20 protein-coding genes are annotated in these 17,837 nt (G+C 70.9%); 13 read left to right on the top strand and 7 right to left on the bottom strand.

Annotated elements, in window-relative coordinates; translation table 11 throughout:
• Positions 1–125: 125 nt before the first annotated feature.
• The gene (locus ACH4SP_RS41100; RefSeq protein WP_398423374.1) at positions 126–311 is read right to left on the bottom strand and encodes a hypothetical protein; all 186 of its coding nucleotides are present in this window, start codon (positions 309–311) and stop codon (positions 126–128) included.
• Positions 312–581: 270 nt separating this feature from the next.
• Between ACH4SP_RS41100 and ACH4SP_RS41095 the strand changes: the two genes are divergently transcribed.
• On the top strand, positions 582–1,427 hold the full coding sequence (locus ACH4SP_RS41095; RefSeq protein WP_398423372.1) for a winged helix-turn-helix domain-containing protein: 846 nt from the start codon (positions 582–584) through the stop codon (positions 1,425–1,427).
• 10 nt (positions 1,428–1,437) lie between these two features.
• Here the strand turns inward: ACH4SP_RS41095 and ACH4SP_RS41090 are convergent, their stop codons facing one another.
• Positions 1,438–1,629 carry a hypothetical protein gene (locus ACH4SP_RS41090; RefSeq protein ID WP_398423370.1) on the bottom strand — a complete coding sequence of 64 codons (192 nt, stop codon included), beginning with the start codon at positions 1,627–1,629 and terminating at the stop codon, positions 1,438–1,440.
• Between the two features lie 186 nt (positions 1,630–1,815).
• Here ACH4SP_RS41090 and ACH4SP_RS41085 point away from each other — a divergent pair, with 186 nt between their 5' ends.
• The 4 genes from ACH4SP_RS41085 to ACH4SP_RS41070 all read left to right on the top strand — a co-directional run bounded on the left by ACH4SP_RS41085 (position 1,816) and on the right by ACH4SP_RS41070 (position 7,035).
• Positions 1,816–2,703: a winged helix-turn-helix domain-containing protein gene (locus ACH4SP_RS41085; protein ID WP_398423369.1), complete on the top strand. Its 888-nt coding sequence runs from the start codon at positions 1,816–1,818 to the stop codon at positions 2,701–2,703.
• A complete protein-coding gene (locus ACH4SP_RS41080) occupies positions 2,703–3,455 on the top strand; it encodes an HAD family hydrolase (RefSeq protein WP_398423367.1) in 753 nt (250 codons plus the stop codon). The genes ACH4SP_RS41085 and ACH4SP_RS41080 overlap by 1 nt, the downstream gene beginning before the upstream one ends.
• Before the next feature lie 313 nt (positions 3,456–3,768).
• Positions 3,769–4,623 (top strand): winged helix-turn-helix domain-containing protein, encoded by an 855-nt coding sequence (locus ACH4SP_RS41075; RefSeq protein ID WP_398423365.1) that lies wholly within the window; start codon positions 3,769–3,771, stop codon positions 4,621–4,623.
• Between the two features lie 165 nt (positions 4,624–4,788).
• Positions 4,789–7,035 (top strand): phosphotransferase, encoded by a 2,247-nt coding sequence (locus tag ACH4SP_RS41070; protein WP_398423363.1) that lies wholly within the window; start codon positions 4,789–4,791, stop codon positions 7,033–7,035.
• Here ACH4SP_RS41070 and ACH4SP_RS41065 read toward each other — a convergent pair.
• Both ACH4SP_RS41065 and ACH4SP_RS41060 read right to left on the bottom strand, forming a co-directional pair.
• Positions 7,016–7,765: an ABC transporter permease gene (locus ACH4SP_RS41065; protein ID WP_398423361.1), complete on the bottom strand. Its 750-nt coding sequence runs from the start codon at positions 7,763–7,765 to the stop codon at positions 7,016–7,018. The two genes, ACH4SP_RS41070 and ACH4SP_RS41065, sit on opposite strands and share 20 nt — an antisense overlap.
• The gene (locus tag ACH4SP_RS41060) at positions 7,755–8,753 is read right to left on the bottom strand and encodes an ATP-binding cassette domain-containing protein (RefSeq protein ID WP_398423498.1); all 999 of its coding nucleotides are present in this window, start codon (positions 8,751–8,753) and stop codon (positions 7,755–7,757) included. Before ACH4SP_RS41060 ends, ACH4SP_RS41065 begins: the two co-directional genes overlap by 11 nt.
• Positions 8,754–8,923: 170 nt before the next feature.
• Between ACH4SP_RS41060 and ACH4SP_RS41055 the strand changes: the two genes are divergently transcribed.
• Both ACH4SP_RS41055 and ACH4SP_RS41050 read left to right on the top strand, forming a co-directional pair.
• On the top strand, positions 8,924–9,703 hold the full coding sequence (locus ACH4SP_RS41055) for a TetR/AcrR family transcriptional regulator (RefSeq protein WP_398423359.1): 780 nt from the start codon (positions 8,924–8,926) through the stop codon (positions 9,701–9,703).
• On the top strand, positions 9,700–10,338 hold the full coding sequence (locus ACH4SP_RS41050; RefSeq protein ID WP_398423357.1) for a TetR family transcriptional regulator: 639 nt from the start codon (positions 9,700–9,702) through the stop codon (positions 10,336–10,338). The genes ACH4SP_RS41055 and ACH4SP_RS41050 overlap by 4 nt, the downstream gene beginning before the upstream one ends.
• Positions 10,339–10,362: 24 nt before the next feature.
• Here the strand turns inward: ACH4SP_RS41050 and ACH4SP_RS41045 are convergent, their stop codons facing one another.
• Positions 10,363–11,031: a histidine phosphatase family protein gene (locus ACH4SP_RS41045; protein ID WP_398423355.1), complete on the bottom strand. Its 669-nt coding sequence runs from the start codon at positions 11,029–11,031 to the stop codon at positions 10,363–10,365.
• 108 nt (positions 11,032–11,139) lie between these two features.
• Between ACH4SP_RS41045 and ACH4SP_RS41040 the strand changes: the two genes are divergently transcribed.
• The 5 genes from ACH4SP_RS41040 to rox all read left to right on the top strand — a co-directional run bounded on the left by ACH4SP_RS41040 (position 11,140) and on the right by rox (position 16,079).
• Positions 11,140–11,487: a VOC family protein gene (locus ACH4SP_RS41040; protein WP_398423353.1), complete on the top strand. Its 348-nt coding sequence runs from the start codon at positions 11,140–11,142 to the stop codon at positions 11,485–11,487.
• A gap of 204 nt (positions 11,488–11,691) precedes the next feature.
• Entirely contained in the window at positions 11,692–12,069 is a 378-nt protein-coding gene (locus tag ACH4SP_RS41035; RefSeq protein ID WP_398423351.1) for a MerR family transcriptional regulator, read from the top strand.
• A gap of 122 nt (positions 12,070–12,191) precedes the next feature.
• Positions 12,192–12,737, top strand: coding sequence for a cupin domain-containing protein (locus ACH4SP_RS41030; protein ID WP_398423350.1), 546 nt, complete (start codon positions 12,192–12,194; stop codon positions 12,735–12,737).
• 301 nt (positions 12,738–13,038) lie between these two features.
• Positions 13,039–14,400 carry an MFS transporter gene (locus ACH4SP_RS41025; protein ID WP_398423496.1) on the top strand — a complete coding sequence of 454 codons (1,362 nt, stop codon included), beginning with the start codon at positions 13,039–13,041 and terminating at the stop codon, positions 14,398–14,400.
• A gap of 209 nt (positions 14,401–14,609) precedes the next feature.
• The gene (rox, locus tag ACH4SP_RS41020) at positions 14,610–16,079 is read left to right on the top strand and encodes a rifampin monooxygenase (RefSeq protein WP_398423348.1); all 1,470 of its coding nucleotides are present in this window, start codon (positions 14,610–14,612) and stop codon (positions 16,077–16,079) included.
• Positions 16,080–16,186: 107 nt separating this feature from the next.
• Here rox and ACH4SP_RS41015 read toward each other — a convergent pair whose 3' ends face one another.
• A complete protein-coding gene (locus ACH4SP_RS41015) occupies positions 16,187–16,429 on the bottom strand; it encodes a hypothetical protein (protein WP_398423346.1) in 243 nt (80 codons plus the stop codon).
• Positions 16,430–16,502: 73 nt separating this feature from the next.
• Positions 16,503–17,246, bottom strand: coding sequence for a hypothetical protein (locus ACH4SP_RS41010; RefSeq protein WP_398423344.1), 744 nt, complete (start codon positions 17,244–17,246; stop codon positions 16,503–16,505).
• Between the two features lie 115 nt (positions 17,247–17,361).
• Here ACH4SP_RS41010 and ACH4SP_RS41005 point away from each other — a divergent pair, with 115 nt between their 5' ends.
• Complete coding sequence (locus ACH4SP_RS41005; protein WP_398423341.1) at positions 17,362–17,835, top strand: helix-turn-helix domain-containing protein; 474 nt, start codon at positions 17,362–17,364, stop codon at positions 17,833–17,835.
• The last annotated feature ends 2 nt before the right edge of the window (positions 17,836–17,837 follow it).

The following is a 17,837-nucleotide window of genomic DNA, read 5'->3' as shown; positions in this document are numbered from 1 at the left end:
TCCGGTGGAAGGGCTCCCGCGGGAGGGTGGTCCTGGCGGAAGGGTTGGTGCGCCGGCGCTCCCCCAGTGCGCCGACGCACCTGGCGCCCCCGGTCCGGCCCCCGGCGAGGGGCGGGGGCGCCGGCTCAGCTGACGGCCGACTGGCCGAGGATGACGAGGGCGACGGTGCCGATGCTGAGGCAGGCGGTGTTCTTCGTCTTGACGCCGACGGTCAGGAAGCCGACGGCGGCGACCCCGAGCAGGCCGAACTTGTCCTGGATCATTTCGCCGACGAAGTAGACGGCGAGGGCGAGGAGTGCGACGAGCGGCATGGTGATCACTCCCTGATTGCTCAGCGGTGGCCGAGCGGTGGCCGAGCGGGTGGAGAGGTTGGCGAGTCGTACGCCAACATCCCTGCCGTGACTCCTAGTTGAGCCATCTGGAGGGAGTTGGTGACCAACTCTGATGAAGTTGTCCCCACGGCTCAAGAACTTTTAACCAGGTTCCCCTACAACTCCCGTTAGATGGCGTGAAGTTGTAGTGTTCTGGTTGTGAGCACAGCTGGCGCTGCCGTGAACGGTCGGAAAAGGTCGCACCGAGAAGTGGCCGATGCGCTGCGGGCCCGGATCAGGGCCGGGCAGCTGCGTCCGGGCGACCGCATGCCGACGCAGGCCGAGCTGTCCAGGGAGTTCGAGGTGGAGCGGGGCGCGGTCCGCCAGGCGCTCCGCATCCTCCAGGAGGAGAACCTGCTCATCAATGTGACCAAGGGGTCCCCGGCGACGGTCGCGGACGACGCGCCCGCCGCCCTGGCCCCGCACTCGGCGCCGCCGCAGCCGACGATGGTGGCGCTGGCCTCGCGGATCACGGAGGCCTTCCAGTCGGACCACGTGGAGATCGACGCGCTCTGTCTGACGGCCGTCTCGCTCACCCTCGCCTTCGGCGAGCCGCTGCGGCTGATCCACGAGGGCCGCATCAAACCGGCCAAGGTGACCGTGCGGGTACTGCTGCCGAGCCGCGACATCGACCTCGCCTTCCCGACGCCGGTCGCGGACGGCAACGACGCCCGGCTGCACCGGCGCTGGCTCTCGCAGCGCAACGCGCAGGGCCAGGTCCTGCAGCACAACCTCCGCAATCTGCGCCGTACGCACGGCATCGACGTGAACATCACCTTCCGCGCGCTCCCGTTCACGCCGCCGGTCAAGCTGTACCTGCTGAATGGCTCGGAAGCGCTCTTCGCGTACTACATGATCACGAAGCAGGAGGAGCAGTTCGACGACCGCGAGCCACTGGAGATGTACGACACGGTGGGCACGCGGTCGATGCTGTTCCCCTTCGACCGGGACGCGGGCGGCCAGCGGGACTCGACGTTCGTGGAGCAGTCGCAGCTGTGGTTCGACGCGATCTGGAACACGATCAGTCAGGACCTGACGCTGGCCGCCGAGGCGTAGATCCAGGGCGCTAGGCGGCGGCGGGTCCGACCACCTGCAGGGTGAGCACGGTCGCCCCGACCCCGGCGCAGGCGGGGCTCTTGGCCTTGGCGCCGATGCCGAGCAGCAGCAGTCCGACGGCGCCCGGGGCCCCGTACCGCCACTCGACGAACTTCTCGAATCCGATGACGACGACGGCGGAGAGCAGCAGCAGAGCAGGCATGGGGTCCCTCCCTCGGGAGCAGCGCTGGAGCGGGTGGCGGGGGAGGCGACGCTGCCTCTGCCGGGGTTGCCAACCAGGTTTGCCAAGTGGCAACCAACTACACCCAAGTTGTCCCCACTTGGTTGCGATCCATAAACAACATCGCGACAACTCCCTTTAGATGGCTGCTAGTTGTAGCGTTGTGCCGTGAGCGACGAGAACAGTTCAGGGAACGGCAGAAAGCGCTCGCACAGGGAAGTGGCCGACACCCTGCGCGACCGCATCCGAAGAGGAGACATCAAGGCCGGCGACCCCATGCCGACCCAGTCCCGGCTGGCCGAAGAGTTCGGCGTGGAACGCGGCACGGTCCGTCAGGCCCTGCACATCCTGCACGACGAGGGCCTGCTGACGGAGGCCACGAGGGGCGCCCCGGCCCGGGTGGCGGCGACGGCCCCGCCGACGGCGGACGAGGGCCCGGCGGGCGGCCGTCCGCAGCAGACCCTCAGTGCGCTGGGCCCGCGCCTGACACAGGCGTTCTCGGCCGACGACGTACGCATCGACGCACTGAGCCTGACCTCGGAATCGCTGATGCTGGCGATGACGGATCCGCTCCGCCTGATCCACGAGAACCGCATCAAGCCGAACAGCGTGACCGTGCGCGTCCTGCTGCCCGCACGCAACATCGAGCTGGCCTTCCCCAAGGGGGTGGGGCCCGGCGAGGCGGGCCTGGTCCACCAGCGCTGGCTGACCCAGCGCAACGCACAGGGCCAGGTCCTGCGGAACAACCTCCACAACATCCGCCGCTCGCACGGCGTCGACGTCCACGTGACCTTCCGGGCGCTCCCCTTCACCCCGCCCCTGAAGCTGTACGTCCTCAACGGGGCCGAGGCGCTCTTCGGGTACTACACGGTCGCCAAGCGGCGGGAGGAGATCGAGGAGATCAACCTGGAGATGTACGACGCGCTGGGCACGGAGTCCGTCCTCTTCGACTTCGAAGCGGTGGCGGGCCCGCGTGACCAGGCATTCGTCGAGCAATCCGCAAATTGGTTCGACGCACTCTGGAACACCATTACGTCGGACCTGACACTCTCCTAGTGACCTCAGAAACGACTGACCTGACCACAGACCTCGAACAGGTGGCGCCGGTGATCGAGCAGGCAGCACACTCGGTCACCGGCGCCACCTGCGTCCTCTTCGACTTCGACGGCCCGATCTGCGGACTCTTCGCCGGGCACCGGGCGCACTACATCGCCGACCGGCTGATCGGCTGGCTGGACGGAAGGGGCTTCCAGGTGCCGCTGGGCGAGGAGGACCGGCAGGACCCGCACGCGGTGCTGCGCGCGATCGGCGCGGCACACCCCGAGAGCCCGCTCGTCCGGGACCTCGAACAGGCCCTCACCGAGGAGGAGTTGCGGGCCACCAGGTCCGCCGCCCCGACCCCGTACGTCGACGAGCTGATACGGGAGTGGTCGGCGCGCGGCGTCCCCCTGGCCATAGCGACCAACAACTCACCGAGGGCGGCGGCCCGTTACGTGTCCGCCCGCGGCCTCGACGGCTGCTTCGAGCGCCACATCTACGGCCGCACCCCCGACCTCGACCGCCTCAAGCCGGACCCGGACTGCCTCAACCGGGCCCTGCGCGCCCTGGACGCCGACCCCGCCAAGTCCCTGATGATCGGCGACACCCCCTCCGACCTGTACGCGGCCCGCCGGGCGGGCGTCCCTTTCCTGGGCTACGCGAAGGATGATCACCGGGCGGCAAGGCTGCGGGACGCGGGTGCGCGGGCGGTCGTGGACTCGCTGGAAGAAGTCCTGCTGCTGGTCGCCGGGCCGGGGTCGCAGGCGTGAACGGGCCGGGTCCGCAATCCCGAACGAGCGGGGTCCCGGGCCCTCAGCGGGCCCTCCGGGCGTACCAGTAGCCCCCGAAGAAGAGGCCGAGGGCGAAGAGCTGGACCTCGCGGGACTGGGCCAGTGTGTCGGACAAGAGGCCGATGAGTTGCATGAGATTGTTCCCTCCCTGAGGCAATCAGCCTTCCAATTGGGCTGATTGGCTTGGTGAGTTGGTCCCCTGCAGGGCAGATCGACTAACCGAATCATTCCAACTTCCTGTCAGCGGACCGCAATTGGATTGCGAAGGCCGTCAAAGAGGTACGTTCTTGCTGTGACGAGTGCGGCGGGCAGTGAGGGTGGCGGCGAGGCGTTCCAGCGCGTGGCGGCGGCGCTGCGCACCGCCATGTCCGACGGCACGTACACCGTCGGCTCCCTGCTCCCTCCCCAGCGGGAGCTGGCCGAGCGGTTCGAGGTGTCCCGGGACACCATTCAGCGCGTCCTGAGGGAACTCGTCAGCGAGGGCTGGATCGAGACGAGGCAGGGGAGCGGCACCAAGGTCGTGATGGTGCAGCGGATCCACTCGGCGAAGCCGGGGCCCGGCCTGTTGCAGACGGTCGTCAATCAGGCCTTCGTGGCGGAGGAGGTCACCCTCGACGTCTTCAGCCTGACCGCGGAGACGCTGAGCACGCACCTCAGCGCACAGGTCAAGCGGGTGCGGGAGGCGGAGATCCGGCCCCGCCGCATCGCGATTCGGCTGCTGCTGCCCGACGAGGGGATGAAGCTGCCGTATCCGAGCCCCAAGGACGGCTCCGAGGACGAACGGCTGGCCCGTCGCATGCACGAACTCAGTTCGCTGCACAGCCAGTTGATCGTCTTCAACATGGAGGGCCTGCGCAGGGAGCGACTGGTTCCCGAGGTGTCGGTCGAGATCAAACGGGTGCCGATGGCTCCGCACTTCAAGCTCTATCTCTTCAACGGGACGATCGCGCTCCAGGGCTACTACAAAATCGTTGAAAGACGGATCGAGCTGCCCGAGGGCGAGCAGTTGGACACCATCGACGTCCTCGGACTCAAGGCGGCGCTCTTCAGCTACGTGAAGGACGCGGACATACGCTCCCTGGGCTCGCTCTTCGTGGCCGAGTCCCAGGAATGGTTCGACTCCGTCTGGGACCTCCTGGCGGTGTAGCGCTCGTACGGCCGTTGGCCAGTCGTGCGGATGTGCCGCAGAATCGGGCTCCGTACCCACCGGCGGGAAGATCACCGCTTCGAAGGCCCACGGGCACTTCCCGGCGGCCGCTAGGGTGACCCTCCTATTCCTGCCGTCGAGCGCGTGATCCAGCGGGAGCTTTTCGTGGGAGAACTTCCCGTGGCCGTGCGGCGGGCACTGAAGCCGACTTCGGTGCACGTCTACGACGCGTTCGTGGCGCAGGCGATCCGTACGGGTGAGATGACCCGCGGCTTTCACAACCGGAACTTCCGGGTGCCGCTGAGCGAGCCCATGGCCCGGCTGGTGGACCGCTCCCCGGGGACCTCGGTGACCGTGCGGCTGCGGGCTCCCGAGGCGCTCCCGGTGGTCGTCAGGACCTGGCAGGACGAGCCGCAGATCCTCGACGCGCTCAGGGGCGTGCTGCCCCATGTGCCGCAGTGCCTGGCCAAGCAGGGCCACTCCGCGGTCCACAGCTATGTGGAGGGCGTTCCCCTCTCCACCATCTGCCCCAACGGCAAACCCCTCGACAGCCGGCTCATCGACGCTCTGGCGGGTCTGCTGGCGCAGATGGTCGCGGTGCGCCGCGAGGACCTGCCCCCGCTGCCGGACCGGTGGCCGCGCGACGGGCACTGCCGCACGTTCCTGCGCACGTTGGCCGAGCTCACCGACCGGGACGTACGGCAGGCCAATTGGACCGAGTTCGGCGGGCTCTTCGCGGCGCTCGGCATTCCGGAGAACGCGCTGCTGGAGTTCGCGGAGCGGGTGCCGCTGATGGTGCGCCGCCCGTTCAGCCTGCTGCACACCGATCTGCACCGCGACAACGTGATCTTCTCGTACCACGGGGCCCCGCCGCTGATCTGCGTCGACTGGGAACTGGCCACCTACGGCGACCCGTTGCACGATCTGGCCACCCATCTGGTGCGGATGAAGTACCCGGTGCACCAGCAGGAGGAGGTCAAGGCGGCCTGGTTCCACGCCATGCGCCGGAGCAGACCCGAGGCCGCCAACGGGATGGAGGTCGACCTGCGCCACTACCTCGACTTCGAGCGGGCGCAGTCGGTCTACCCGGACGTGATGCGGGCGGCCCGCTCGCTCGGGGCCGGCCGGGAGCCCGTCGGTCTTGAGGAAGCCACGGAGTCGGTGCGCCGGGCCCTCGAAGCGGCGAGTGGACCGCTGCGGCTGGCCGGTGTGCCGGACCGTGCCGAGATCGAGCGGATCCTCTGCCGGTGGCACATGGCGTGGGCCGGCGGCCAGGGCGGCGGGCCGCGCAAGGTGCCGCCCAACCACTGGCGGGTGACGGACCCCGGGTTCGTCCAGCCCCCGGGGTTCGACGCACCGGCCGTGGACGAGGTCCTGGCGGCGGAGGGGGCCGCGCCGTCGTGCCAGGTCTTCAAGGGGACCGGGCACCTCAACACGGTGGTCCACGCACGGAGCGCGGACCGGACCGTGGTGGTGCGGCGCAAACTGAACTCGCACACCCGTCGCGAGCCCCGCTTCCTGGTGGAGCACGAGGTGCTCCTGGCCCTGGAGGAGGCGAACGGGCGGCGGATGCGGGGTGCCGGGGTCCGGGTCCCCCGGGTGCTCGCACTGGGCGAGAGCTGGCCCGAGGACTGGTTCGCCATCCACTCGTACGAAGGGCCCGCCGGCGGCCCCCCTCGGCATCCGGTGGACGGGCTGCTGCCGTGCGAGGCCGACGACCTGGTCGACCAGCTCGGGGCGCTGGCCGACGCGGGGCTCGCCCGGCTCGATCCGACGACGGGGCCGGCGGGCTTCTACCACTGGCTGTGCGAACGGCTGGTGGAACTGGTCGGCACGCTGCCCAAGGAGTCGCTCCAGCTGGCCGGGGTGCTCGGCCTGCCCAACGCACGGCGGCTGAAGGAGATCCTGGCCCAGCGGACCGTGCGTCCCCGAACCCCGGTCCTGCTGCACGGCGACCTCAACCCCTGGAACCTCATCCGAGGGTCCGTCCGCGGTCAACTGACCATCATCGACTGGGAGATGGCCCTGGTCGGCGACCCGCTCTACGACCTCGTGCGCCACCTCCACCTGACCCCGCACAGCGCCGAGATCCGGCAGCGGATGCTCTCGCGCTGGGAGACCGTGCTGGGCAGGTGCGACGAGGACTTCGTGCGGGGCTGGGCGCACGACGTGCACACGTACCGGTGGATCGAGATCGTCCGCTCCGCCTACATCGACCTCGACCGGCTGGTGACGGGCGCGAGCCTGGACGCCCCCAACGTGCGCCGCGCCGTGGACTCGTACGCGATGACGCTCCAGGCGGCCACCGCCTCACTGGGACTGCGCGGCTCCCGGGTCCAGAACCAGTACCTCGCCCTGGCGCTTCCCCGGGGGCTGGGTCCGGGCCCCGGGCTCACGCCGCCCGCCACCTGAACAGCACCCCCGAAGCCGCCGCGGACACCCCCAGGATCCCCGCGCACCACGCCAGTGCCACCCACGGCGTGCTGCCCACGTCCGTGCCGAGGAGCAGGCCCCGGAGGGACTCGATGACCGGGGTGACGGGTTGGTGGGCGGCGAAGGCGTGGAGCCAGGAGGGCATGGTGTCGGTGGGGACGAAGGCGCTGCTCGGGTAGGGGAGGAAGCCGACGAAGAAGGTGAAGCCGCCCGCCGCTTCCGGGGATCTGGCGAGGAGGCCGACCGCGGCGGAGAACCAGGAGAGGGCGAGGAGGTAGGCGAGCAGGACCGCGGCGGCGGCCAGGGCGCGGAGCGGGGTGGTGGCGGGGCGGAAGCCGATCGCGACGGCCACCGCGAGCACCAGGGCGGTGGAGAGGGAGTTGCGCAGGACGCTGGCCGCGACGTGGCCCGCGAGGATCGCGGCGCCGCCCACGTCGAGGGAGCGGAACCGGTCGATGATGCCGCCCTTCATGTCCTCGGTGACCGTGCTCGCGGTGGTGGCCGCGCCGAAGCCCGCGCAGAGGATGAGGACGCCGGGCGTGACGTAAGTGACGTACTGCGTACCGGTGTTGATCGCTCCGCCGAAGAAGTAGACGAAGATCAGCATCAGCATGACCGGGAGCATGAGGGAGGTGATGAGGGCGTCGGTGTTGCGGCGGCTGAGGCGGATGCCGCGGGCGGTGAGGACCAGGGCGGTGTCAGCGGACATGGGTGACCTCCTGGCCGGTGCGGGCGCCGCTGCGGGGGTGGGTGGGGGCGTCGGCGTGGGTGTCGGCGTGGGTGTCGGTGTCGGTCAGGGCGAGGAAGACGTCGTCCAGGGTGGCCGTGCGGACCGTGAACGAGGCGATGTCCGCGCGGGTGGGGTCCAGCGCGTCGAGGAGCGCGCGGACGTGCGCGGCCGAGCCGTCCGTGGGCAGGCCGAGCGTGCGGGTGTGCGGGGCGTGGTGGACGGCGCGGGGTGCGAGGGCCGTGTAGGCGGCCTCGGTGGTCAGCGTGAGGTCCAGCCGGTGTCCCGGGACGCGTGACTTGAGGTCGGCCGGGGTGCCCTGTGCGGCCACCCGGCCTTCGTGGAGCACGGCGATGCGGTGCGCCAACTCGTCGGCCTCTTCGAGGTATTGGGTGGTCAGGAAGACCGTGGCGCCCGCGGTGGAGAGTTCGCGGACGGACTGCCAGAGGGAGCGGCGGCTGCGCGGGTCCAGGCCTGTCGTCGGTTCGTCGAGGAAGAGGACGGTGGGGGCGGCGACCAGGCCCGCCGCCAGGTCGAGCCTGCGGCGCATGCCGCCGGAGTACGTGACGACCAGCCGGTCCGCCGCGTCGGTCAGGCCGAAGCGGTCGAGCAGTTCGTCGGCGCGGCGGCGGGCCGCGGCGCGCGGGAGACGGCTCAGGCGGGCCATCATGCGGAGGTTCTCGGCGCCGGTCTGGCGTTCGTCCACCGCGGCGGACTGGCCGGTCAGGCTGATGGTCGCGCGGACCTTGCGCCGGTCGGCCCGGACGTCGTGGCCGCCGACCCTGGCGGTGCCCGCGTCGGCGGTGGTGAGCGTGGTGAGGATGCGTACCGCTGTCGTCTTGCCCGCGCCGTTCGGGCCGAGCAGGGCGAAGACGCTGCCCCGCGGGACGGAGAGGTCAACTCCCTTCAGGACGTGGTGGGTTCCGTAGGACTTGGTGAGGCCGGTCGCTCGGATCGCCGGTTCGGCCACTGCTCCGGTTGCTGCTTCGGCCACTGCTTCGATTGCTGGCTCGGTTGCTGGCTCGGTTGCTGGCACGGGACACCTCTCGCAGTCTTCTGCGTATGACATACGCATCACTGTGTGAGGCTTACGCATAACTAGGATGGCCGTCAAGGGTGAGCGGGCGGAAGGAGGCGGTTGTGGCAGGCGAGCAGCAGGCGGGCGGGCAGAAGGGTGATCTGCCCGCGAGCATCGAGGTCGCCTGGGGGCTGCGGGAGCGCCCGGGGAAGGGGCCGCGCCCCGGGCTCGACCTCGACCGGATCGTCGACGCCGCCGTGCGGATCGCCTCGGGGGAGGGGCTCGCGGCCGTCTCCATGGGGCGGGTCGCCAAGGAGCTCGGCGTCTCCACCATGTCGCTCTACCGGTACGTCGCCGCCAAGGACGAGCTGTACGTACTGATGCAGGAGGCGGCGATGGGGCTGCCGCCCGCGCCGCCCGCCCCCGGCACCCCCTGGCGCGAGGCGCTGACCGCATGGGCGCGGGCCCTGCGGGACGGCTCGCGGCAGCACCTGTGGGCCATGCGCATCCCGGTGGGAGGGCCGCCCACGACGCCCAAGTCCGTCGCCTGGATGGAGCGCGGACTGTCGGCGCTCGACGGTTCCGGGCTCGACGACGGGCACCGGATCTCGGTGATCATGCTGGTCAGCGGATTCGTACGGAGCGAGGTCGGCATGATGGCCGACCTCGCCGAGGCCCGCGCCAAGGCCGGCACCACGGCCGAGGAGTCGCTCGTGCGGTACGGGCGGCTGCTGGCCAGGTTCGCCGACGCCGAGCGCTATCCGGCGGTCACCCGGATGCTGGAGTCGGGCGTGCTGGACCTGCCCGACGACCCCGACTACGAGTTCGTCTTCGGGATGGAACGGCTGCTGGACGGGATCGAGGCATTGGTGCGCAAGGGCGAGCAGGGGGGTGCGCGGTGAACGGGACCGGGCTGCGGGAGCTGAAGAAGCGGCGGACGTACGAGGCGATCTCCGACGCGGCGATCGCGCTCTTCCTGGAGCGCGGCTTCGACGCCGTGTCCGTGGCGGAGGTGGCGGCCGCCGCCGAGGTGTCGAAGCCGACGCTGTTCCGGTACTTCCCGGCGAAGGAGGACCTCGCGCTGCACCGGTTCGCCGACCACGAGGACGAGTCGGCGCGGGTGGTCCGCGCCGGGCGGGAGGCCGGGGTCGCGCCGCTGGACGCGCTGGAGCGGCACTTCCTGGCCGGGCTGGCGGACCGGGACCCGATCACCGGGCTCTGCGACGACCCCCAAGTGCTGGCGTACCAGCGGCTGTTGTACGGGACGCCGAGCCTGGAGACCCGGCTGCACACGTACATGCGGCGCTCGGAGGAGGCGCTGGCCACCGCGCTCGGGGAAGTCCTCGGGGACGGCGTCCCGGCGCGGCTCGCCGCCGGGCAGATCGGGGTCGTGCTCCGGGTGCTCGCCCTGGAGAACTGGCGGCGGATCGACGAGGACGGCGAGAGCGCCGACGCCGTGTACGAGGGGGCGGTGACGGCGGCCGGGCTCGCCTTCCGGCAACTGCGGCACGGGATCGAGGACACGCTCAGGGGGTAGCGGGGCCGGGCGATCCGGTTCGTGTCAGACGTGCAGTTCCGGCGGGTATCCGGTCCAGCGCAGCTCGGCGGGCAGGTGGCCCATGTCGTTGAGGACGAGCACGGAGGCGGGGCGGCCGGGTGCGTATCGGATCACCGTCAGCGCGGCGTTGGCCAGATTGAGGCCGATCCACCGCCAGGCCGGAGCCTCGTGGGCGGCGCGTACGAACCAGGCGGCGAGGAAGTTGTGGGTGACGACGAGCTCGTGCTGGACGGCCGTGGCGTCCGCGCCCCCGGTCGGCACTGCCGGGACATCCGCCGGGCCCGTGAACAGCTCCATGGCGAGGGCGGCGAGCCGGGGACCCTTCTCGCGGTCCTCCGCAGGCTGGCCCGCGACGAAGCCGAGATACCGGTCGGCGTCGATCCCGGCGGGCAGCTCCTCCCGTACCGGCTCGTACGGTACGTAGTCCCCGGCGGCCTCGCTCATCCGCGGGCGTACGTCCTGCCCCAGCTGCTCCGCGACCAGCCGCGCGGTCTCGGTGGTCCGGGACAGCGGCCCGTGGTGGATCGCGCTCAGCGGCACGCCGCGCAGCCGCTGTCCGAGGAGTACGGCCTGGCGGCGGCCCGCATCGGTGAGGCCGGACTCGTCCTCGGCGGCCTCGGCGTGGCGGGCTATGTAGAGGTGGCGGGGGCGGGTGGTGTGCGTGGTGGTCATGGGGCGGACGATACGTCCGAGCGCCGACGGTAGCCCAGAGGGGTGGGGTCGGGGCCGGTGGTTCCACGGTTCGTCGGAGGCGCGGGTCCGGTTCGGTACGGTCCGCGCATGATCAATGGTGCTCACGTGGTGATCCACAGCCGGGACGCGGAGGCCGACAGGGCCTTCTTCCGGGACGTTCTCGGGTACAAGCACGTCGACGCCGGCGGTGGTTGGCTCATCTTCAAGCTGCCGCCGGCCGAGATCGCCGTGCATCCGGGGCCGGGGTCCTCGCACGAGTTCTTCCTGATGTGCGACGACGTGAACGCCACCAGGGAGGAGCTGTTGGCGCAGGGCGTCGAGTTCACCCGGCCCGTCAGCGACGAGGGCTGGGGACTGATGACCGTGCTGCGGCTGCCCGGTGGCGGCGACGTGGGGCTGTACGAACCGCGCCATGAGAGGGCCCACGCGCTCTGAACCGCTGACCGGGCGGCCAGAACCACCAGCAGTGCCGGGCCAGCGGTGCCGACACGTCGGTGAAGAGGACGAGGGGCCGGACTTCAACCGGGGCTTCCGGGCTTCGAGTTCGCACGACGGTAGGGTCGTACCCTCACATGCGTGTGAAGGCCGACGCAGCTCTCCGCGGGGTGGGTCGCACAGGGGATTTCAGGGGGAGGTCGTATGCGCATCGGTGAGCTCTCGGAGCGGACCGACACGCCGCGCAGGATGCTGCGTTACTACGAGGAGCAGGGTCTCATCGCCGCCGAACGGGCCGCGAACGGCTACCGCGAGTACGACGAACGCTTCGTGGACCGCGTCGCCCAGATCCGCGGCCTGCTCGACGCCGGGCTGCCGACCCGGATCATCAAGCAGATCCTGCCGTGCCTCGACAAGCCCCGCGCCATCCACTTCCCGGACGCGACCCCGGAGATGCTCGCCACCCTTGAGCAGGAGCTGGACCGCATGTCGGCCCGCGTGGAGTGCCTGCGGCGGAACAGGGACGCGATCGCGGAGTACCTGGCGGCGGTGCGGCCGGAAATGTCGACGACGGCCGGGTAATTGACCCATCCAACCAGCACCAGAATGCACCCTGTGCGGGGTCTTTCCGCTGCCTAGAGTGGTGATCACAAGGCAACGGCAAGCAGCCGGAACCACCACCCGCAAGCAGGGAGTCACCCACCATGAGCAGCAACGACACCACCGTGACCAGCGCCGCCGCCACCGCCGTCGTCCCCGCCCCCGTCGCTGCCAAGCCGGTCCTCACCCGCGCCGCCACTGCCGAGACCACCAGCGACCCCAGCAGCGTCATGACCCTCCTCGCCGACTGCGGCACCGACGGCTCCACGGTCACCAGCTACCGCTCCACCTTCGCGGAGGGCGCGGTGGGCGCGCCCGCCCACTTCCACACCCGCGCGTCGGAGCTCTTCTTCGTCATCGGCGGCTCCCTCCAGGTCCTCATCGACGACGAGGTCCAGACCCTGAACACCGGTGACTTCCTCCTCGTGCCGCCGCACACCCCGCACGCTTTCGCCGCCGCCCCCGGCTCCGTGGCCGACGTCCTCTTCGTCTTCACCCCCGGCATGCCCCGCTTCGACTACCTGCGGCTGCTCGGCCGGGTGATGCGCGGCGAGGCGAGCCCGCAGGAGATCAAGGACTCCTCCGAGCTCTACGACAACCACTACGTCGACAGCCCGGTCTGGCAGGCGGCGCTCGCAACGGCCAAGTAGGCAGGGCGGGTTGATCGTGTCGAGCGACGCGGGACCGGCTGGCGAGGACGCGGGTCCGGCTGACGAACGAGGGCGCGGGTCCGGCTGACGAAGACGAGTGGCCGACCGACGAAAACGAGTGGCCGACCGACGAAATCGAGTGGCACGCGGCCGGTCGCCCCGCATAGCTTGTGCGCTCGTGACGGATGATGCTGCTGATGCGCCAGTACGTTCCCGGGCCCCCGCCCCCGAGGGGACCGCGGACGGGCCCGGCCTCTTCTCCCGTCCGTACGCCGCCCTGACCCTCGGCATCACCGCCGTGATGTTCCTGACCGGATTCGCCGCGCTGGCCGTCGTCCCCACCCTCCCCGTGGCCGCGCAGGAGCTGGACGGGGTCGCGCTCTTCCCCCTCGTCGCGGGCTGCTTCGTGGCCGCGAGCCTGTTGGGCGGGGTACTCGGCGGCGACTGGGCCGACCGGTCGGGCGCCCGCAGGCCGATCATGGCGGGCACGGTGCTCGCGGTGGCCACCCTCGTCGTCTCCGGCCTGAGCACCACCGTCTGGCAACTCGCCGCCGGACGCTTCCTGGACGGCCTCGCCGCCGGAATGATCACGGTGGCCGTCAACGCCGCCATCGCCCAGAACTACCCCGAGCACCTCCGCCCGCGCGCCCTGGCGCTGCTGAGCACCTGCTGGATCGTCCCGTCGCTGGTCGGGCCGCCGGTGGCGGGCCTGGTGGCCGAGTGGTCGTCCTGGCGGACAGTGTTCCTCGGGCTGGCCGTACTGACCGCGCTCCCGGCGATCGCGGTGGTGTTCATGCTGCGCGACCGCGCGGAGGAAGTCCCGTACCGAAAGCGGCAGTCGGCGGAGGAAGTCCCGTACGAGAAACGGCAGTTGAGCGAAGAAACGGTGACGGTGGCGGCGACGGTGTCGCACCGCCCCGGCCTGCTGCTCGCCGCGGCGGTCAGTGTGGGGGCGGCGCTCGGGCAGTACGCGGCCTCCGGCTGGGACACGACCCATCTGGTGTACGCGGTGGCCGCGCTCGCGCTGCTCGGGGTCTTCGCACCGCGCCTGTTGCCACCGGGCACGCTGCGCGCCGTGCGCGGGCTGCCCGCCTCGGTGCTGCTGCGGGGGCTCGCCTCGGGGGTCTTCTTCACCCTGGAAGCGTTCGTTCCGCTGATGCTGGTGACCGTGCGGGAGGTGCCTCCGGTGCAGACCGGGCTTGCCTTCACGGGGGCCGCCGTCTGCTGGGCCGGTGCCGCCTGGGTGCAGAGCCGCTGGCTGGGGCGGATCCCCCGGCACCACGTGGTGGTGGCCGGAGCGCTGCTGCTCGGGGCCGCGATCGCGCTCGCCGCCGTCGGCACACTGCCGTCCGTACCGCCGCTCACCGCCGCCCCCGCCATGGTCGTCGCGGCGGTCGGCATGGGCCTGCTCGCGCCCTCGCTCACACTGCTCTCGCTCTCCCACACCCCGCCCGACCGGCAGGGCTATGCGAGCAGCGCGATGCAGACCACCCAGAACCTGGGGCAGATCGTCGTCCTCGGCGTCGCCTCGGCGCTCTTCAACGCGGCCCTGGGCGCCGGAGCCTCCGAACTCCCGGGCTACACCGCCGCGTTCGCGCTGCTGCTCGTACCGACGGGGCTTGTGGTGCTGCTGGCGGCGAGAGCGCGGGCGAACCCCGCGTGAGTCGGGTCCGGTGGCGCAGGGATTCACCGAGAGGGAGGCCGAGGTGGCCCGAGAGGGAGGTCAAGGTGGTCCGAGAGGGAAGCAGATCACCCCTGGCCACTCTTAACTTATAGCCCACCGGGGGGCTTGCGGCAAGGCCCCCGGCGTACCGCATCATGGGCGATCCAAGGCCTGGACCTGCGGAAATGACACATTGGATGGGCGCTTTGATGATTGACGTGATCGTGGTCGGCGGCGGACCGACCGGCCTGATGCTGGCGGCCGAACTGCGGCTGCACGGCGTACAGGTGGTCGTGCTGGAGAAGCTGACCGAGCCCACCAAGGAGGGCCGCGGGCAGGGCCTGCACACGCGCAGCGCCGAGGTGATGGCCCAACGCGGTCTGCTGGACCGGTTCCTGGCGGTCAGTGAGAAGTTCCAGGTTGGCGGTCTGTTCGGCGGGATTATGAAGCCGTGGCCCGAACAGCTCGACACGGCGCACCCGTTCGGCGTCGCCGCCCCGCAGCCGGTCAGCGAGCGGATCCTGGGCGAGCGCGCCGTCGAACTCGGCGCCGAGCTCCGGCGCGGCTGCGAGGTGGCCGGGCTGAGCCAGGACGACGAGGGGGTGACCGTCGACCTGACGGACGGTACGCAGCTGCGCGCGCGCTACCTCGTCGGGTGCGACGGCGGCCGCAGCCTGGTGCGCAAGCAGATCGGCGTCGACTTCCCCGGCGAGCCCGCCACGGTCGAGACGATGCTGGGCGAGATGGTGCTGACCGAGGACCCGGAGGTGATCGCCGCCACGGTCGAGGAGGTCCGCAAGACCCAACTGCGGTTCGGGGCGCAGCCGCTCGAAGACGGGGTGTACCGGCTCGTCGTGCCCGCCGACGGCGTGTCCGATGACCGTACGACCCCGCCGGTCATCGAGGACTTCCAGAAGCAGCTGCGGGCGCTCGCGGGCACCGACTTCGGCGCGCACTCGCCGCGCTGGCTCTCCCGCTTCGGCGACGCCACCCGGCAGGCGGAGCGCTACCGGGTCGGCCGCGTGCTGCTGGCCGGGGATGCCGCGCACATCCACCCGCCGACCGGCGGGCAGGGGATGAACCTCGGCCTCCAGGACGCGTTCAACCTCGGCTGGAAGCTGGCCGCCGCGGTCAACGGCTGGGCGCCGGAAGGGCTGTTGGACACGTACCACACCGAGCGGCACCCGGTGGGTGCCCGCGTGCTGGACAACACCCGCGCGCAGATCACCCTGCTCGGCACCGACCCGGGCGCGACCGCGCTGCGGGAGCTGTTCGCGAAGCTGATGGACTTCGAGGAGGTGAACCGGTACGTCACTGGGATCATCACCGCGGTCGACATCCGCTACGACTTCGGCGGGAGCGGCTCGGACGAGTCCCGTTCCGGCTCCGGCTCCGGTGCGGACGACCTGCTCGGCCGGCGGATGCGGGACCTGGCGCTGAAGCAGGAGGGGCGCCTGTACGAGCTGATGCACGGCGGCCGCGGCCTGCTGCTCGACCAGACCGGCCGGCTCTCGCTGGAGGGCTGGGCGGACCGGGTCGACCACGTCGTCGACGTCAGCGAGGAACTGGACGTACCGGCGGTGCTGCTGCGTCCGGACGGCCACGTGGCATGGGCCGGCGAGAACCAGCAGGACCTGCTCGACCACCTGCCCAAGTGGTTCGGCGCCGCGGCGGTGTGACGTCGCGTGGTGGCGCATCACCGCGGTGATGCGCCACCTGGGACGGGACGGACGGGGCGGAGCGTGGTGGGACGGGGTGTGGCGGGGCGATCGGCCTCGACGTCGCGTCAGTCGCCGGCGTGGGAGATGACGTTTCCGTTCGTGCAGTTGTTGGCGTGGTTGCCGGTCCAGTCGGACAGGGCGGGAACGACGGCCAGTTCCTGGATGCAGACGTCGGCGGCCGTGAAGTTCCAGTTGTTCGCGGGGTTCACTCCGGTGCCGAAGTTGTTGTCGTGGTCGTCGGCCTGGGCGGGGGCGGCCATGGCGAGGGCGAGGGCGGGCAGGGCCGCCAGCAGAATGATCTTTCTCATGTGAGGGGGAACGAGCCGAGGAGCGGGACCGTCACGCGGGGACGGCCCCGGGGCCACGGATGGCCGAGCACGATCACTCCGAGCCGCCGGCGATGAGGGCCCGTACCTTCTCGTGCTGCTGTCGGGGGATGTCGGCGGGTACCGCGCCGGAGTAGGTGGTGAGGACGCCGCCGGTGCGTACGACAGTGAGGGGCACGGTCTGGTCCATCGCGATGCCCGACACGGTCCAGGTGAAGGCGACCGCGTCGTCCCCGGCATCCGGAGCGGACCATGGCCCGATGTTGATCCGGGCGTCCTGATCGCCGTAGATCAGGGCGTAGACACCGAACTGGTCGCACGACGGCAGGGCCTGCCTCAGCGAGTCGAGCACCGCCGAAGCCTCCTTGACGGAGTAACTGCTCAGCCTGACCGAGTTGAGCTTCGAGAAGTCGGTTGCCTGGCCCTCGCGCCCCCGGGGCGTCATGTCGGCCCGGACGGACGCTGCGGGCCGGTGCTGCACGCGGTCCAGCTCGAAATCGACCAGGGCCCGGCAGGCCTTGGGACTGTCCGGGTAGAGGGGCGAGCTCTTGGACGCGCTGATGGCGGGCGGAGTCTCGGTCGCGGACGGTACGTCCGGCTTGGCGACGAAACCCCGCAAGGACTCACCGGACGGCAGGACGGACCGCAGGTCGGCCTCGGTCAACGGCTGGGCCCGCGGCGGCCCGGACGAACCGGATGCCCCGGGCGACCCGGACGAACCGGATCCGCAGGACGTGACGGCCGCCAGGCAGGCCGTCACCGTCAGGGCTGCCGCGGCGGTACGCAGAGAACGAGACATCAGGCCCCCGGTCGAGTCCGGCCATTCTGCACCGCATCGGTGCCCGCACGTGGCGTGGCGCACTTTTGCAAGCAGGCGCTTGCAAAAGTTAGCAAGGGGGGTGCACCATCGAGGCATGGCATCACTGAACGTCGGCAATCTCGGGGAGTACCTGCGCGAGCAGCGGCGCAACGCGCAGCTGTCGCTGCGTCAGCTCGCCGAGGCCGCCGGGGTGTCCAACCCGTACCTCAGCCAGATCGAGCGCGGTCTGCGCAAGCCGAGCGCGGACATCCTGCAGCAGCTCGCCAAGGCGCTGCGGATCTCCGCGGAGACGCTGTACGTCCAGGCCGGAATCCTCGACGAGAAGGACCGGGACGAGCTGGAGACGCGTGCCGTCATCCTGGCCGACCCGTCGATCAACGAGCGGCAGAAGCAGGTGCTGCTCCAGATCTACGAGTCCTTCCGCAAGGAGAACGCGGCGGAGAGCAGCACGGCGGAGAGCAACGCGGCGGGGAACGCGGAAGAGCGCGCGGAAGGCCGCGCGAGCGGCGAGGCTTCCGCGGACGCGGAGCCCGGCGCCGACAGTGATGCCACCCCACCCTCACACTGATG

The sequence above is a fragment of the Streptomyces sp. NPDC021093 genome (assembly GCF_044333135.1).
GTDB lineage: Bacteria > Actinomycetota > Actinomycetes > Streptomycetales > Streptomycetaceae > Streptomyces.
This window is presented reverse-complemented; position numbering and strand designations above follow the sequence as displayed.